Here is a 16,700-nt window from a genome sequence, read left to right as displayed (position 1 = left end):
TATGAGCACCGCCGTTTCTTTAAAATCCCAACTGATCAAAAGCAGTTTGTTCATCAGCTTGCTATGCGCCATATTTGGCTTTGTACTGATTTGCCTGTCGGTTTCTTATAGCAGTGATGAAGTGTTTGATGAATTACTAGAAAGTAATGCCCATGCGCTGCTTGGTGAAAATAGCGCTGCTTATCCTGACATAGAGCACAGTTTACAATATCTCAATGATGAGATGGATATTGAATATCAAGTTTATAATCAATCAGATCAATTAATAAGCAAAACTGAACACGCACCGACAGTGGCATTTGTTGATCAATTTGATCATGACAGCTTTTATAATGTCTGGCAAGATGGCAGACTGTGGCGTGTGTATGCCGCACATGATCATGACCAAAACCGCTTCGTACAAATCGCTCAGCCGTGGCGACAGCGTATCGAATTTGCCTTGCCGATCGTTAGTAATTATGTCGGTTTAATGCTACTACTCATCATCGCGCTGGCACTGGGTAATGCATGGTCGGTGCGCAACAATCTTAAGCCGCTCAATCAGCTGCGTGAAGAAATTAGCCAAAAACATCTGCAAAACCTATCACCAATCACGCCACCAATTGTGATTAGCGAAACCAAGCCACTACTTGAAGCCATCAATCAACTGTTTGCACGCTTGATTCGTGCCAAAGAAGCTCAGGAGCGATTTACCGCTGATGCATCGCATGAGCTACGTACGCCCTTGTCAGCGGTTCAGATGAAATTGCAGCTGCTACAGCGTCGCCATGCACAAGATGAGGCGGTGGTGGCAGGCTTGGATGAAGTACGCCAAGATGTCAGCAGGGCGACTGCACTGGTTGAGAGTTTGCTTGCCTTGGCACGGCTAGATAGTGATGCCATCAAAGCAGACTTTCAAGAGATTGCAGTGGTGGACTTTTTGACAGAAGTGGTGGCACGTATGCAGCCAGTAGCACAAGATGCCAATGTTCTTTTGCATCCTGTTTTTCTTGAGCAGTCATTGGATGGCGTCACCATCAAAGCGGATGAGCGGTTGCTGGGTTCGGCGATTGGCAATCTGATTGATAATGCGATTAACTATGGCGGTGCAGGCGTGGCGGTGTGGATTGCGGTGACGCATACTTCGCAGCAATTGACAATTACGGTCAGTGATAATGGCGTGGGTGTCAGCGATGCGGATTTGGCTCGGTTATCTGAGCGGTTTTTCCGTGTGCTAGGCAGTCAAAAAACTGGGTCAGGTTTGGGGCTGTCTATCGTTGCCAAAATCGCTGAGCATCATCATGGGCAATTATTGCTTGCCAAAAGTACACAATATGGTGGGCTGTCTGCCAGCATCGTACTGCCAAAGCTAAAATAGGCCGTCTTTGGTGAATCAGTAAGCCTGTGGGTAAAATGCATCACAAAACCCCCGCTCAAGCAGAGTTATCCTATCGTTTTGGGTGGGTTTTTTGTGTTTGAGGTTTTGCTTAAAAACCAAGTACGACACAATCTGACGCATGAGTATTGTATAATAAAACTACTTTAGGTATAAGGAGAAAAGCATGAGTGCTTTAGCACCAGTAAATATTGAAACAGTGGATGAGATTTTTGAAAAATCGCTTGTTATTCCAGAGTATCAGCGCCCCTATAAATGGCAAACCAAGCACATCAAACAGCTGGTTGATGACATCCGTTCATATTTTGAACAAGTGCAAGATGGCAGGGCTGATGGTAATGCCAAGTGCCGACTAGGAACAATTGTTTTACATCACCATAAAGACGACAATGATGTTGACAAGTACGATATTGTGGATGGTCAGCAACGCCTAACCAGTTTATTTTTGCTGTTGTATGTATTAAACGATAACAAAGATCTTTTTAATAACGAATTCTTAAACCAAAAATTCAACCATACTCAAAGCATGGCAAATATTCGTAAAAATTATCAGTTTTTGGAAAACTATGTACAAGAATTGGGTGATGAAAAATATCGTGCCAATTTTAAAGCATATATCAGGCAAAATTGTGATTTTGCGGTGGTGGTCTTGGGCAATCTGGATGAAGCCTTTCAATATTTTGATTCACAAAACTCTCGGGGCAAATCGCTAGAAGCCTATGATTTATTAAAAGCATACCATCTAAGAGAGATGGCGGATGGTTGTGATGTGTATAGATTGGTGAAAACTTGGGAAAAAAATGCCACTATAAAAGCTGATGTGCTAAATCAACCTGTCTGGCTTAAACTCATCATTAGTGATATTTTGTCTCGCTACCGCCGTTGGGAGCTAAACATTTCAACTGAATCTTTTGAGAAGCAAGATGTGGATATTTTTAAGGGGCTTAGCCGTCAAAATCAGCAAGATTTCCAAAATCTACGCAAACGGTATACTCATGAAATTCAAATGAATGGCGTGATTTTGGATGGCGAGAAATTTTTTGAGCATATAGAGCATTACAAAGCACAGTATGAGAGTTTATTTGCCGACGGTGGTTTGGTTAATCATCCAAAGATTGTGATTCCAAACACACAAACACCGCTTTTTCGCCATTTAAAGCAATATTCGACGATTAATAAAGGTGATGGCTTTGTGTTTATGCTGTTTGTCATTATGGTCATGAGATATTATGACAAATTTGGTGGTTATAGGCTTGATAAGGCGGCTGTCAAAATCGCAAGGTGGGCGTATTTTTTGCGTTTTTATCACAAAAGCATTTATTTTTCATCGGTTGAAAAGCATCTTAGGGAAACTAATAGCTTGTATGTCGCCTTGCAACAAGCCATCGAGCCTGAACAGTTCTTATCCTTTAATATTGGTAAAACTGAAAAAAGGACGAATAGTAAAAATGTTAATTATCTAAACGATCTGCTAGAGGGATTTTATGTTGACAAAACCCAATCAGACACAGGAGAGAATCAATGACCAATTCACAAACTAAAAACGGTATTGCGCGACTATCCATCAAAGAACTGTTTGAAGCCCAAGATAAATACATTATCCCCATTTATCAACGCAACTATGCATGGACAGATGCAGAAGTTGGACAGCTGATTGATGATATCCGTCGCCATACACGGGGTCAGTATTATTTGGGCAGTTTGACCGTCAAAAAGCGTACCGATGGCTGTTTTGAAGTGATTGACGGTCAGCAGCGATTAACTACACTATATTTACTATTGTCCGTGCTTAAGTCTCCATTCAATCTGGAATTATCTTTTGAACATCGCGAGACGTCAAAGAATGAATTAAATATTATAAAGCAAAATGGTGAACTTACTGACAAAAATAGCAGTCAAATTGCCACGATTTATCATTATCTACAATCCAATGCTAAGAAGCTATTTGGCAGTGATAATACCAATCAGCAAAATTTTTTGGAAAAATTATTAACAAAAGCACAAATCATTCGCACCGAAATTCCAGAAAATACGGATTTAAATCAATATTTTGAGCGCATGAACAATCGTGGCGAACAGCTAGAGCACCACGAAGTTATCAAAGCCAAATTGATGAGCAAATTATCTGATGATAAAGATGATCAGGCGGTATTTTCTGCCATTTGGAATGCCTGCTCGGACATGAGCCGTTATGCGGTGTCATCATTTTCTAGTGATGAACGGCGAGAATTATTTGAGGATAAAGGCGAATATTTTTGGCTTTATGAGAATTTTGATAATATTAGAAAAAATTTTCCAAAAACTCAAAAGGCTAAAAATGACTCTGACAAAAGTACTGATGGTCAGTCTGATGACGAATCCAAAACTTTGTCAAAAATTTTGGAGCCAACTCATCATATTGCCATCGATGAGAAGTCAATGGATAAACCAGAACGCTTTACTTCCATCATTGATTTTCCGAACTTTTTGGCGCAGGTATTGTATCTGTTTTTAAAAGACAAGGATAAGGATAAGGATAAGGATAAAATCAAAGATGACATTCATCGCTTGGATGATGGCAATCTGATTGAGCAGTTTGAGTGCTCTGGCTTGTTTGACAATGCTAAAGATATTAAAGCGTTTGCTGTATATTTATTAAGGGGCTGTACTAGATAAACCCCTAAACCCCACACCATTTTCTTAACAATCTTAATTGATTGGATGGTGTGCCATAGTTAAATCTAAACTCGCATTCTTTGATAAATAAATGAAAATGCTTTTTGTCAATACCGTTATATTTTCTTAGAATGCATTTGGATTGCGACCAAAAGTTTTCAATGCCGTTAATGTGATTATGATTGTTTGCAAATTCTTTGGAATGATTAATTCTAAAGTGTTTAAAATCACTCACATCCAAAGCATTATAACTTCGATAGCTATCTGTATAAACCACGCTATCAGGTTTGATTTTACTGGCAATAATAGGCATTAATGTCTTAGCTTTGGTATCTTTAACACAGGCAGTATAAACCTTACCATTGCGTTTTAAAAGACCAAATACGGCAACTTTGCCAGCAGCACCCCGTCCACGCTTGCCTTTACGAATGCCACCGAAATAGCTTTCATCCAATTCTACTTCACCGTCAAATAATTCACAAGCTTCAAGGTTTAAGCGATATTCAATCACCAAGCGAATTTTATGATAAAACAAAGCAGCTGAATTATGATGTATCTCTAACAAATCAGCAGCTGATCTTGCGGTGACTTCAAGCACAAAAAATTCAAGCAGTTTAACTTGAACTTTTTTACTTAATTTACAACGGGTTATCTTCATAAAACTAGTATAGCATTGTTGCTAATCTAGTACAGCCCCTTTATTAAATGTGCGAGTGTTATTTGATCGCCATGTGATTAAATATGATGGGCTTGATGATAAAGATGATTGGCATATATACCAATTCAGTAATTCAAACAATCCTTATGCCAATATCTTTGGTAAAGCTGAGAACAAGCAAATTAAAATGCTACAAACCATGTTCCATTATTCATTCCCTGCCAAAAACTATAAATATTGGCTATTTGGCTATCTCAAATGGCTCAATGACGAAAGCCAAGAAGAGCTTAAAAACCATAAAGAAACAGGTTGTGTGCTAAATTTGCCTGCCGATGTTCATATTAAGTATTTGGAAAAACTGTGTGATCAGTTTTATTTTAATCGGTTTTATAATAATGGTCATGGTGATGAGTATTTTGACATCATTTATAAAGACCCTAAATTAAATGAGATTCAAAATCATGAATTTTTACATCAAGGCACAGCGGTGGCGAATTTTATCTTTAATCGCTTGGATTATATTTTGTGGAAAGACTGTAATAATGATCCCGAAATTCATTTGAGCAAGATTGAAGAAAAAGATCAGAAATTTCATCAGAAATTTCAGGATGAGTTCAAAAATTTTAAATTTACCGCCAGAAATTCGGTGGAGCATTTTTATCCACAAAACCCGCGGAATGGCGAAGTTCTTGATAGCGTTGATTGTTTTGGCAACCTATGCTTAATTACTCATGGTCAAAATTCATCATTAAACAACCAAATGCCCAACGATAAAAAGCAGGATTATCTTAAATCCACGCATCGATCGGTTAGTATCAAGCAAATGCTAATGATGACTTATGAAAATTGGAGCGAAAAAGAAATAAAAGAACATGGCAAAGCAATGATTAAGCTGCTCAATCAGCATATCTGCACGACACAATCTGACGCATGAGTAGGTTATCATAGCCATCATTGAAATGAGCTTTTGGAGTATAGATGACATATCAAATCCAAGCTGTAAACTGGCGTGGTGGTATGGCGTACCAACAAGATGCGGTACTGATTGCACCCAAAGTTTATCAACACAAAGGACTGATTAGTCGGTGTTATGATGCCAAACAGTTTTGTATCGCTGTTGCTGATGGCGTATCGGCTAGTCCTTATTCGGCACTGGCATCACGAACCTTGTTACAGCTTACAAGTGCGATGTACGCTGATGGCGGAACGGTGGATTTTGCCAAGCTACAACACAAGCTCAATCAAGCACTCACAGATGATCAATACACAGGTGCAAGCAGCACCTTAGTGTGTGCTTATTCAGTGGGTGATGATATTGTGCTTAAACATCTTGGCGATAGTCGGGCATATCGCTATGACGGCGTATCATGGCACTGTCTCACCGAAGATCACAGCTTTATCAATGAACTAAAGGCAGATGGCGTGGCGATACACGATGAGTATGCTAGCTGTTATGATGCATTGGTGGGATATTTTGTTGTTGATCGCATGGCAGATATGTCGGTAGTCCAGATGGCGAGCTGTCAGACTTTAAGGTTGAAGTCAGGTGAGAGTCTGCTACTGTGCAGTGATGGTTTTTCTGAAGTATTGGATGGTCAGCTTTTGCCAATGGATGGTGAAATCAGCCCAAAACAATGGCTCAGCGACAGTATTCATCAAATCAAACAAATCGGACGAATCAAACCCAATCAGCAGCTTGATAACATCAGTGCTATATTGGTGCGGTGCGTGTAAACGAATTCAGGTGTTAAGATGTTAAATGAAATACTCTGCTTATGTGTCGCCAACGAAGCTAATCATACCAATCGTTTGATGACACTTGATGAGGTGTCAGAGAATGTGACAATTCTTTTGGCTTTTTATCATCCAGATAATCAGTCTGATTGCGATCAGTTAAATCAATTGCAACAAAATGGTGTGGAGTTGATCGCACTTGTGGATGCAGACGATACAAGGCAGTTGCCAGAACGGGCATTTGCGATGATTTGCTGTGATGATGCAAAGTTTATCGCTCAGTCGATTTGTAACGCTGTCACCCCTGAGAATAGCGTGATTGCGATTGATTTGGTTGATTTGCTTGCAACATTGAAGGGCAATGTGTTTTATTATCAAAGATTCACCAGTGGGGGCGATCATCGGATTCAGATGATTATCGATCAGTGCAAAAATATCAGATCTGCACCATCTTTAGAGCATTGTTTTTGTCATGGTGATTTTGATATGAATGAACTGATCGAATTATTCTCTGATTGTGATGCTGAAGTATCTTTATCTTTTACACTGGATCATGATTTTGCTGTAGATGATGAAATCATAGTGGATATGCTTTATTCACCGATATCAAAGTCTGATTCTGATTCATCACACGAAATACAAGCTTAATAACAAAAAAATCAGCCACAAACACTGTGGCTGATTTGCTATGGGATATAAGCGATTGGGCTTATTCGTAGATTTTGATATAAGCACTTGAACGCAACTCTTGTAGCCAATCTTCTTCAGCTTGTGGCGCTTGGCGTGTGAATAGATACTCGCGCGCGGCATTTTTGCGGTATTGATTGGTGACATCGCGCTCGCGTTTATTATCTACTTTTAGGATATGCCAGCCAAATTGTGAACGGAATGGCTTAGAATAGCTGCCTGCTTCGGTGGTTTTCATCACAGTTTCAAACTCAGGCACCATCTGACCTTCAGACACCCAACCTAGGCTGCCGTATTGCTCAGCTGAACCTGGATCATCTGAATAAGTCGCCGCTAAAGTTTTAAAATCCGCGCCTTTTTCGATCTCAGCGTACAGGGCGTTGATTTTTTGTTCAGTAATGGCGGCGTTTTGAGTATCATCGATACGCGCTAAGATGTGGCTAGTTTGCCATTCTGGGACGAGTACCTGATCAGAGTTGGCGATTTTTGCGCCTTCTGGTGAGCGCAGGAAAGTCTCAATCTCTTGATCGCTGATATACACGCGGTTTTCGACTTGGTTTTTCCATAGGGCAGAGATTGCCGCATTTTCGATCAAGCTGTTGCGCAGCTGTGCGTATTGACCTGCTTTTTCACCATCAAGTTTGGCTTGCAGTTCGCTTAGACTGGTCAAGCCTTGCGACTGGGCAATTTGTAGCAGTTGCTGATTGATGACATTTTCGTTGGTCACCATGCCTGAGCGATTGATTAGGCTCATTTGTAATTTACGCGTGATCAGCTCGTCAAGTGCCAGCGTGTTAATTTGCTTTTGGGTTGCTTCAGTGCCCGCCTTGCGCAGCTGCTCACCGATCACCGCCGCTGCAGTGCTCAGCTCACTTTTTAAGATGACTTCATCATTCACCAAAGCCACGACACCATCGGTGCTGTTACCTGATAAAGATGCATGAGCAAGCCCAGTGGTCAGCACCATACTACTGATCGCGATTGCCATCGCCTTGGCCAAAAAATTTTGTCGCATAAAAATATCCTAAACTCTCAAAAGACGACACAACGCGCCATCACTATTTGTATAAATGGCACAAGTGTAGCATTTGTCTTGACAATCGTCAAACTCACAACGGCGGAGTTTTGACAAATCTGCACGGTAGTTACAAAATTGCTAATCTTGTGTAAGCTATGTGTGCCAAATTGATCGGCAAACACGCAGCTTTGACCACAGCTGATCAGCAATTAGCCGATTAGTAATTGCGCTCCCACGCACGCTGTGCCTGATCATAGCCAAGCACACGATCACTCAGCAAACGATTTAGCTTACCGCCTGATGTGATACCATTTAGGCGAAACTCTGCCATGATCGCCGTGTTCGGCTTATCTTGCGGATTGATCTCATCGCGATAACGGCGCGCATAGACCGACAAGCCATAGCAGCAGTCTTCATAATTGACACCAACCAAGGCATCTAACAGCAAATCATTACGATAATCATACTGCGCCTGTCCAAGCAGTCGCCAGCTGTTATTGATCGGGAATACAGCCGATGCGGTATAAGCTGACAGCGGACGCTGATTGGTCGCACGGTGTTCTTTGCGCTCGATCACGCCGAAGTTGAACAGGTATCTGTCGTCTTGTTGGTAGCGTAGCTGTACCGCGGCACTGTTCAGATCGTAGCTTGGCGTGAACGCACCTGCTGTATCGATCCACAGATTATCCATCGGCTGCATACTAGCTTGCCATGCTAGACCAGAGCTTTTGCCAGTATAAACTTCACTGCTGTCAATACCGACACGCAAGTCATCCAACAAAATCTGCTCAGCCAAATTACCTTCAAAGCGCGTACGACCTGAGCTATCGATGTAGCGATAATTAATCGCAGGGGTCACAGCGTGTAGATCTTGGATGCGGTCATAGCCCAGATACCAACTGTCGGACAATAGCTGATCATAGCTTGTCTGCGCGATACTGGTATCGAAATTTGGAATACCGTCTTGGTCGCGGTAGGGCGTATAAGTGTATTTGATGTGCGGTGTCAAAGTCTGATAACCGCCCAAGCTTTTATCATATAAACCAAACGGACTGCCTTGTTTTTGGAAAAATAGACCTGCATCGACACTTGCTGTTGGCGCAAATACCGAATAAGAGCCGTCTTTTACGCTTAAGTTTTGCGCCGCCAGGCTGTCTTCATCATAGCTGGCATAAAGGTGCGTTAGGCTTAATTTTGGCGTGACATAGCCCCATGATTTGATCATCGGATAGCTTGCCGAGATTTGGTTATACATACGCACGCCGCTTTTTTCAGCTTCTGAGCCATCTTTGATTGATTTTTTGAAATAAGCAGTGTTGTGCACGCCTGTGATGTCAAGATTTTCATCAAAATGCGTCCATGTCTCTGGCACGCGATAATTGATCGACAGCTGCGGCAGACGCGCATAAGGGCGGTCTTTATCAGCGATGCGCACACCGCCAAGATCTGTACCGTCCAAACGCTGAAAATCTTCTACGCGCAAATCAGCAAAGATATTTTCGTTAAAATACTGCACACCAGCACGACGCGGTAAGTTCAGTTCATTATTTTCAAGGTTTAATGAATCAAAATCCGACAGATATTTGGCATCAGACAGACGCTGATACAGGGCATATGCGCTCAAATTCTTGATGGACTTAGAACGCCACAAATGATCATAACGGATGCGATAGCGATCTTCGTTGTTGAACTCTTTATCACTTGGTAAATACGATGTCGTCAAAGTGCCTGCGCCAAGATGATTGGTCAGATAACGAAACTCACCTGTGATCATCGGGTTGCGATTGGTAAAGATGGTCGGCGTGATGGTCGCGTCATAGTTTGGCGCAAGGTTTAAATAATAAGGCGCGCTGACTTCAAAGCTGCCTGATGCACCAAAACCCACCGACGGCAACAAAAAGCCTGTGGCGCGGCGATCATCGATCGGGAAATTAAAATAAGGCAAGTATAAGACAGGCACTTCTTTGACGCGCAAAGTAGTATTGCGTGCGACCGCGCGACCTGTGTCGCTGTTGATATCAATGCGTTCGGCATCCAGATGCCATTTGCGATTGGTTGGTGGACAAGTGGTGAACATCACATCTGACATCTGATATTCGCTGCTACTCAGCTTATCCATCTGACCTGCATAGCCATGCGCGCCAATGCTGGTGCTGGCAAAAGCAACATCGGTTGCGCGTGCGGTCGTGCCATCGGTATCGTACTGTAGATTATCTGCCACGCCGATGATGCCTGCGCCATTATTGGCTGTGCCTGCATCGCTAAACTGCACCTGACCTGATGCCACCGCTTCACCTGTGACGGTGTCAAGCTTGATCTTATCTGCCATCACGCGCTGACCGTTTTGTTCGACGATGACATTACCTGATAATTCAGCATAACGCTTGGCATCATAATAGCCATAATCCGACTGCGAATAGATCGCGCCTGCAGGCAGGACACTGCCACTGCTATCAGTCTGCGCGCTGACTGTCGCACTTTGGCTTTGCGGATGCAGCCACACGCCTTGACAGCGCGCATCATGGCTTGGCAGGGTCTGATAGCTTTCGGCAAGCTTGGCTAAGCTTTGGCTTTTTGCGCCATTGCCTTCAAAGCCTAAGCGTGCGATCAGCTGATCAGCAACCGATGGCTCGGTATTGGCTTGTGCGGTATTGACATCGCCTTGTGCATCGGCTTTTAGGACGGCTTGATCGGTGGTATTGGCGGTCGTATCAGTCGCATCAGTGGCTTGCTCCGCTTGTTCTACTTGCTCGGCTGCTTGGGTATCTTGTGTTTGAGCGGCAATGGCATCAAAATCCACGCCATCAAAGACATTGGCATCCGTATTAGCCGCTGTATCAGTCGCACCAGTGTTTGCACTTTGTACATTCACGCTTTGAGCGTCGGCATTGATCACATCTGCGGTTTGTTCAGCCAAGCCTACGATCTGCTGATCAATCACCAATTCAGCATTGGCAAATGGCGCGACAGGCAAGATAATCGCACCACACAGCACGCTTTTGATCGCCAAATGCAGCGGCGATTTGACGGCAGATGATGACATTGCACGGCGACGAGAAGACTGACGATGACGCATATTCACAAGTTTTGCCCTAAAAAATACACAAATATCTGTCTATTTTACACTATTTTTGGGGTGAGTGCGAAAAATTTGGCAACACTTGCCAAAGAAAATCAAGCAATCATTGCTCGTTATTAACTTTGTCTAAATGGCGTGAAAAATTTGTACGCACAAGTATCCAAAAGCCAACAAATTTACTGGTGAAATCAGCGAAAATCGGCTAAACTAAGGCACATTTTCAATGAAATAAGATTTTTTAAGGATCATATTATGAGTGACGCTCGCCATGATGAGATGATGAGTTTTTTGAATGCCAATATCGCCAAGGGCTTTACGGTTGAGAGCCTAGCAGGGGACGCCAGTTTTCGCCGTTATCACCGCATTCATCTACCTGTCGAAGCTGAGACGGGCAAAGAACACATGACTTATCTACTGATGGATGCGCCGCCTGAAGTTGAATCTGTCGATCAGTTTTTGCATGTGTGCGACATCTTAAGTGAAGCGGTGAATGTGCCTGACATCATTGCGCGTGATATTGAGCGTGGGTTTTTGTTGTTACAAGATTTTGGCACGGTCGAATTTGCCCATCTGATCGCTGACGATACCGCGAATAAAGATGCCTATTATACCAAGGCTCTACAGACTTTAGTTCAACTACAAAGTATCGATCCGCACGCCGATCTGCCTATTTATAGCGCGGAGAAATTGGCACAAGAAATGGATCTGTTCAGCGAATGGTTCTTACCATTCATCAAAGTGAAAATGAGTCCAAATGCCCAAAAAATGTGGCAAACTTTCAAAGATAAAATCATCGCCGACATCCAATCTCAGCCACAAGTGATCGTTCATCGCGATTATCACAGCCGCAATCTGATGGCAGATAAAGGCAGTGATGCGCTTGGTGTGATTGATTTTCAAGATGCGGTGATCGGTGCTTATACTTATGATTTGGTGAGCCTTGTGCGTGATGCATACATCGATTATGATGAAAATTGGGTCGAAAAACGCATTCATGAGTTCTATAAACTGATCAATGCACCTGTTGATTTGGGCAGCTTCATCGCCGAGACGAACATCATGGGCATTCAGCGTCACTTAAAAGTGTTGGGCATTTTTATCCGCCTATCAGAGCGCGACGGTAAGCATCGTTATCTTGAAAATATCCCAAAAGTCATGCGCGATCTGTGTGCTGAATTGTCATGGCTACAATCGAATCACATCAGCGGTGTGTATGCAGAATTTTTAGCTTGGCTTGAAAAAGATGTCTTGGCAAGCTATCAAGAAAAGTTCAAAAAATACCTATAAAAGCGAAATCACATGATCAAACAAGCAATGATTCTGGCAGCAGGCAAGGGTGCGCGGATGCGTCCTTTGACCCTGACCACGCCAAAGCCACTCGTCCCTGTCGCAGGCAAGTCCTTGATCGTCTGGCACATCGAACGCCTTGCCTCTGCTGGCATTACGCATATCGTGCTGAACGCAGGCTATCTGTCTGATGTGCTGATCGCAGGCCTAGATGCGCTGGATCTTGAGAATAAACTTGGCATCACACTGAATATCTCTGTCGAAGAAGGCGAGCCGCTTGAGACAGCAGGGGGGATTAAATACGCACTGGATCAGGGCTTGTTGCACGATGCACCATTTATCTTGGTCAATGGCGATGTGTGGACAGAGTTTGACTTTGGCGCGCTTTTGGCGCATGAGCTGCAGGACAACCTTGCGCATTTGGTGATGGTACCCAATCCTGAGCATCATCCCAATGGTGATTTTGTGCTGCATGACGGCAAGCTTAGTAGCAAGGCGGATAATAGCACGGCTGAGACGACTTTTGCAGGTATCAGCGTGATGTCACCAAAGATCGTCGCAAATGTCGCGCAGGGCGAGATCGCCGCACTTGCACCACGCCTAAAGGCAGCGATGGCAGATGGGCGTGTAACTGGTGAAATCACTGCCGCCAAATGGGTGGATGTCGGCACACTTGAGCGCTTGGCAGAAGTTGAAGCGTATGTGCTGGGTAAGGATTAAGCAAAGTCTTTGTATTTATTGATAAAAATTTTCGCAAAAATCGCAAATTTTTTGAAAAAAGTGCTTGACGGAGAAATTTAATCCTGTATAATACGCACCCATACAGCGATGACTGCTAAGCAATAAAGCACAACGCTGAACCATGCGGGAATAGCTCAGTTGGTAGAGCACAACCTTGCCAAGGTTGGGGTCGCGAGTTCGAATCTCGTTTCCCGCTCCAAATTTTAAAAAGTCCAAATCGAACGGTTTGGGCTTTTTTGTTGTTTAAAATCAAGGGTTTGGGTAGTTGTTTATTTGTATTGTTGTGTGACCACTTTTCTTTACTTGGTCACTGCCGATTTTGATGGTGACCAAAAGGTGTCCACTTTGGTGACCAAAGGTGTTTTTTGACACACAGTGTAAATTGCCAATTTGACCCCAACTCGTTTTTATGCCATCTTTTTCAATCTTAAGTATAAATAAGTAATTTGCCAACAAGAAGTATTTTGTAAATCATAAAATATTTCTTGTTGGCACTCACAATCCTATTTGGTTAACTCCGAATTTGGCACATGCTCAAAAATATCCCCTACTTGCACATCTAACGCCTCACAAATTTTATCAATCGTCTCAAAATCAATCCGTGTTGTTTGGTCATTGTAAATCTTATGTACTGTGGATTTACTAATCCCCGTCATGCGAATCAGATCTGCAACTTTCAATCGTCTTTGTGCCAATAATACCGGTAAATTGCTTTTAATCATCAAAAACTCCAATTTTTTTGCAAAAAGTACTTGCATCGAATAACAAAATACGCTAATATACTTCTATCGAAGTACAAAATACTTCAAAAGAAGTTTTTAAGATTTCGATATTTATATTTTTGACTTCAAATGGAGAATATTATGACACAAACCTACCTCACCACTCAAGAGCTTTCGCAGATGATTAAATATGATGAGCGTACCATTCGCAATCAGCTAAAGGATTCTGTATTGATTGAAGGCATTCATTACTTTAGACCATTTGGTGGTCGCAAGATCTTGTATATCTGGGAGCAGATTGAAAAAGATATGCGTACTGGCATTATGGGTAGTATTAATGGTATGGCACTACAATAGGAGAGTAAAGTAATATGGCAACAATTACCAAGCGATACAACAAATTGATTGTCGATTTTCGATATCTAGGCAAACGCTGCCGAGAAACAACCAATCTGACTGACACACCGGCAAATCGTAAAAAGCTTGCTAAGGTGCTTGAGAAGATGGAAGCGGAGATTTTATTGGGTAGCTTTCGTTATGAGCAGTATTTCCCAAAGAGTGATAAGGCTGCCTATTTTGATGAGCTCAATAACCGACGATTAAGCCTACAAAGCGATACGCCGTTATTTAAAGAGTTTGCAGAGCTGTGGTTTGAAGAAAAGCAGATTGAATGGCGTAAAACTTATCAGGAGAAAATTATGATTATTCTAAACAAGTATTTATTGCCTAAGTTTGCAAATCGGGCTTTATTTATGATTGAAAAGTCGGATGTCTTGGCATTTCGTAGTTCCCTCGCCAAAGTGACCTACAATAATACCAAGAACACCCTGTCTGCAGCCAGAATCAATGCAATTATGACCACATTGGCTATGATACTAAAAGAAGCGTCAAAACGCTACAACTTTAACAATCCTTGTGAAGATATTAAGAAGTTAAAGACGTCAAAATCACAGATTGAGCCGTTTAGTATTGATGAAGTGTGGCGATTCATCCACGGTGTGCGCGCTGATTATAAAAACTACTATATCGTGCGATTCTTTACCGGTATGCGCACCAGTGAAATTGATGGATTGACATGGGAGCATGTGGATTTTGAAAGAAAAGAAATCTGTATCAGACAAGCATTGGTCAATGGCGTGATGGGTGAGCCTAAAACAGTAGAATCCAATCGTGAGATTATGATGTCGCCATTTGTTTTTGAAGCACTCAAAGCACAGTATCAGGTGAGCTATGGTAAATCCAAATTTGTCTTTTGTTCGCACACTGGAGAGCCGCTTGACTATCACAATGTCAATCGCCGTATTTGGCATCCAACCCTAAAAAACCTTGGGTTAAAGCCAAGAAGTGCTTATCAGACCAGACACACAGCTGCGACATTGTGGCTATCAGCAGGAGAAGCACCTGAATGGATTGCACGGCAAATGGGTCATGTCAATACCATGATGCTATTTAAGGTGTATAGCCGTTATGTACCAAACGCCACTCGTCGTGATGGCAGTGCTTTTGAGGCATTACTACTAAACAGCCAACTTGAACAAGCCAGCTAACTCAATGACTGATTTTAAGGAATGTATTTATGAACAATCTATTTGCAAGCACTCAACCAAAGAGCAATCAATCACTTAACTCAATGACAGCCATGCAATTGACCAGTAAGCTGACCAAGCAGCTGATTATCTCACTCAACATCCAAGAAGGGCATGGCCTGTGTTATTTTCTTGGTGTCAGCCCATGCTATCAAAACTACTTGGCAATCTGGCGATGGGTGATGGGTCAAGTAGAAGCATTAAGTGCACAAACACTTAATGACTACACCTTTGATCAGCTGTATTATGATCTAGAATCTTACTTTGTACATCAGTTCCCATCAGGATGAGTGATACAAATGTGTTAGATTTAATATATATTTTAGAAAATTTACATACCGTCTGGAAATATTCAGGCGGTTTTGTTATTTTGTGTCATTTAAGGTAACGCTCAGCAAACTATATTTGCAATTAAACTAATAAATATTTTGAGATTTTTATAAATTTTATTGTACAATCAAGATGATTTAATTATTTGTTAAATCAAAATAATCAACAATATAAAGGAATCACTATGAAAGTTGAAAATAAAAAATCTGTGCAAATACAAAGACATTTTATCCGTATCCATCCCAAATGCATCCCTATGGCTGAACTGATAGGTAGGTACGGCGCGACTATGCCTATGCCTGTGCTAGATATCGACCCAGACCAACACCCACCTGTTGTTGTCAAGCTTTCAGCTACCGAATATCGATTGGTTAAAAATTATCTGGCTTTTATCCGCCAAATAGATCAGCCAAGCATCAAGGTTCAAATTGATAAAACCAACGAGGCTGTATCGGATAAGATGCTAATGCGCACCATAGGTTTAGAATTATGCGACTTGTTTGTTAGGCGGGGCAAAATAGAGCCTGATATTGAGCAAATGCTTTTTGAACAAAGCGAAGTAATTTTTGATGGAAAGAGAACACATCAATATATCTGCGCCTTAGGTGGTTGGAGCTACGATGACCTTAAGAATGCTCGAAGGCTGCAACGAGTAAAAACCGATCTACCAGCGTTTAGTTTGGTTGATTATCTATACGCTAGTGGCTTGCCTACTAAGGGGGTTTACAATGAGCTTTGATCGCTACTTGACACTCAATGATAAAAATACTGATTTAAGCTCACCAACTCAAGATGATCTGACATACCTGAGAAATTGTCTGTGCACTC

16 protein-coding genes and 1 tRNA gene are annotated in these 16,700 nt (G+C 42.1%); 13 read left to right on the top strand and 4 right to left on the bottom strand.

Annotation, left to right across the window (positions count from 1 at the left end):
- Nucleotide 1: 1 nt before the first annotated feature.
- From NGM44_RS10450 to NGM44_RS10440, 3 genes are all read left to right on the top strand, one after another.
- Nucleotides 2-1,357: an ATP-binding protein gene (locus NGM44_RS10450; protein WP_253223583.1), complete on the top strand. Its 1,356-nt coding sequence runs from the start codon at nt 2-4 to the stop codon at nt 1,355-1,357.
- A gap of 184 nt (nt 1,358-1,541) precedes the next feature.
- Nucleotides 1,542-2,900, top strand: coding sequence for a DUF262 domain-containing protein (locus NGM44_RS10445; RefSeq protein ID WP_253223582.1), 1,359 nt, complete (start codon nt 1,542-1,544; stop codon nt 2,898-2,900).
- Nucleotides 2,897-4,030: a DUF262 domain-containing protein gene (locus NGM44_RS10440; protein ID WP_253223581.1), complete on the top strand. Its 1,134-nt coding sequence runs from the start codon at nt 2,897-2,899 to the stop codon at nt 4,028-4,030. The genes NGM44_RS10445 and NGM44_RS10440 overlap by 4 nt, the downstream gene beginning before the upstream one ends.
- 4 nt (nt 4,031-4,034) lie before the next feature.
- Here NGM44_RS10440 and NGM44_RS10435 read toward each other — a convergent pair whose 3' ends face one another.
- On the bottom strand, nt 4,035-4,688 hold the full coding sequence (locus NGM44_RS10435) for an IS1595 family transposase (RefSeq protein WP_253223580.1): 654 nt from the start codon (nt 4,686-4,688) through the stop codon (nt 4,035-4,037).
- Between the two features lie 313 nt (nt 4,689-5,001).
- Between NGM44_RS10435 and NGM44_RS10430 the strand changes: the two genes are divergently transcribed.
- The 3 genes from NGM44_RS10430 to NGM44_RS10420 are packed head-to-tail and all read left to right on the top strand — an operon-like array spanning nt 5,002 to nt 7,070.
- Nucleotides 5,002-5,622 (top strand): HNH endonuclease family protein, encoded by a 621-nt coding sequence (locus NGM44_RS10430; protein WP_253223579.1) that lies wholly within the window; start codon nt 5,002-5,004, stop codon nt 5,620-5,622.
- Between the two features lie 44 nt (nt 5,623-5,666).
- A complete protein-coding gene (locus tag NGM44_RS10425) occupies nt 5,667-6,422 on the top strand; it encodes a PP2C family serine/threonine-protein phosphatase (RefSeq protein ID WP_253223578.1) in 756 nt (251 codons plus the stop codon).
- Nucleotides 6,423-6,440: 18 nt separating this feature from the next.
- Nucleotides 6,441-7,070: a hypothetical protein gene (locus tag NGM44_RS10420; RefSeq protein WP_253223577.1), complete on the top strand. Its 630-nt coding sequence runs from the start codon at nt 6,441-6,443 to the stop codon at nt 7,068-7,070.
- Nucleotides 7,071-7,131: 61 nt separating this feature from the next.
- Here the strand turns inward: NGM44_RS10420 and NGM44_RS10415 are convergent, their stop codons facing one another.
- Both NGM44_RS10415 and NGM44_RS10410 read right to left on the bottom strand, forming a co-directional pair.
- Nucleotides 7,132-8,124 (bottom strand): peptidylprolyl isomerase, encoded by a 993-nt coding sequence (locus tag NGM44_RS10415; RefSeq protein WP_253223576.1) that lies wholly within the window; start codon nt 8,122-8,124, stop codon nt 7,132-7,134.
- Nucleotides 8,125-8,344: 220 nt separating this feature from the next.
- Nucleotides 8,345-11,203, bottom strand: coding sequence for an LPS-assembly protein LptD (locus NGM44_RS10410; protein ID WP_253224684.1), 2,859 nt, complete (start codon nt 11,201-11,203; stop codon nt 8,345-8,347).
- 255 nt (nt 11,204-11,458) lie between these two features.
- On the opposite strand from NGM44_RS10410, the gene NGM44_RS10405 reads away from it, so the two are divergent.
- From NGM44_RS10405 to NGM44_RS10395, 3 genes are all read left to right on the top strand, one after another.
- Complete coding sequence (locus tag NGM44_RS10405) at nt 11,459-12,493, top strand: aminoglycoside phosphotransferase family protein (RefSeq protein ID WP_253223575.1); 1,035 nt, start codon at nt 11,459-11,461, stop codon at nt 12,491-12,493.
- Between the two features lie 12 nt (nt 12,494-12,505).
- Nucleotides 12,506-13,213, top strand: a complete 708-nt coding sequence (gene murU / locus NGM44_RS10400) for an N-acetylmuramate alpha-1-phosphate uridylyltransferase MurU (protein ID WP_253223574.1) — start codon at nt 12,506-12,508, stop codon at nt 13,211-13,213.
- 144 nt (nt 13,214-13,357) lie between these two features.
- A tRNA-Gly gene (locus NGM44_RS10395) sits at nt 13,358-13,433 on the top strand.
- A gap of 304 nt (nt 13,434-13,737) precedes the next feature.
- Here the strand turns inward: NGM44_RS10395 and NGM44_RS10390 are convergent.
- On the bottom strand, nt 13,738-13,956 hold the full coding sequence (locus NGM44_RS10390; RefSeq protein WP_078317234.1) for a helix-turn-helix transcriptional regulator: 219 nt from the start codon (nt 13,954-13,956) through the stop codon (nt 13,738-13,740).
- A 141-nt stretch (nt 13,957-14,097) separates the two neighbouring features.
- On the opposite strand from NGM44_RS10390, the gene NGM44_RS10385 reads away from it, so the two are divergent.
- From NGM44_RS10385 to NGM44_RS10370, 4 genes are all read left to right on the top strand, one after another.
- Nucleotides 14,098-14,313 (top strand): hypothetical protein, encoded by a 216-nt coding sequence (locus NGM44_RS10385; protein WP_076555708.1) that lies wholly within the window; start codon nt 14,098-14,100, stop codon nt 14,311-14,313.
- Between the two features lie 14 nt (nt 14,314-14,327).
- A complete protein-coding gene (locus NGM44_RS10380) occupies nt 14,328-15,503 on the top strand; it encodes an Arm DNA-binding domain-containing protein (RefSeq protein WP_253223573.1) in 1,176 nt (391 codons plus the stop codon).
- A gap of 29 nt (nt 15,504-15,532) precedes the next feature.
- On the top strand, nt 15,533-15,832 hold the full coding sequence (locus NGM44_RS10375) for a hypothetical protein (RefSeq protein ID WP_253223572.1): 300 nt from the start codon (nt 15,533-15,535) through the stop codon (nt 15,830-15,832).
- Between the two features lie 224 nt (nt 15,833-16,056).
- Nucleotides 16,057-16,611, top strand: a complete 555-nt coding sequence (locus NGM44_RS10370) for a hypothetical protein (RefSeq protein WP_253223571.1) — start codon at nt 16,057-16,059, stop codon at nt 16,609-16,611.
- The last annotated feature ends 89 nt before the right edge of the window (nt 16,612-16,700 follow it).

The sequence above is a fragment of the Moraxella sp. FZFQ2102 genome (assembly GCF_024137865.1).
Taxonomy (GTDB): domain Bacteria; phylum Pseudomonadota; class Gammaproteobacteria; order Pseudomonadales; family Moraxellaceae; genus Moraxella.
Note: the sequence above shows the minus strand (reverse complement) of the source record. Positions and strands in the feature narration are given on the sequence as shown.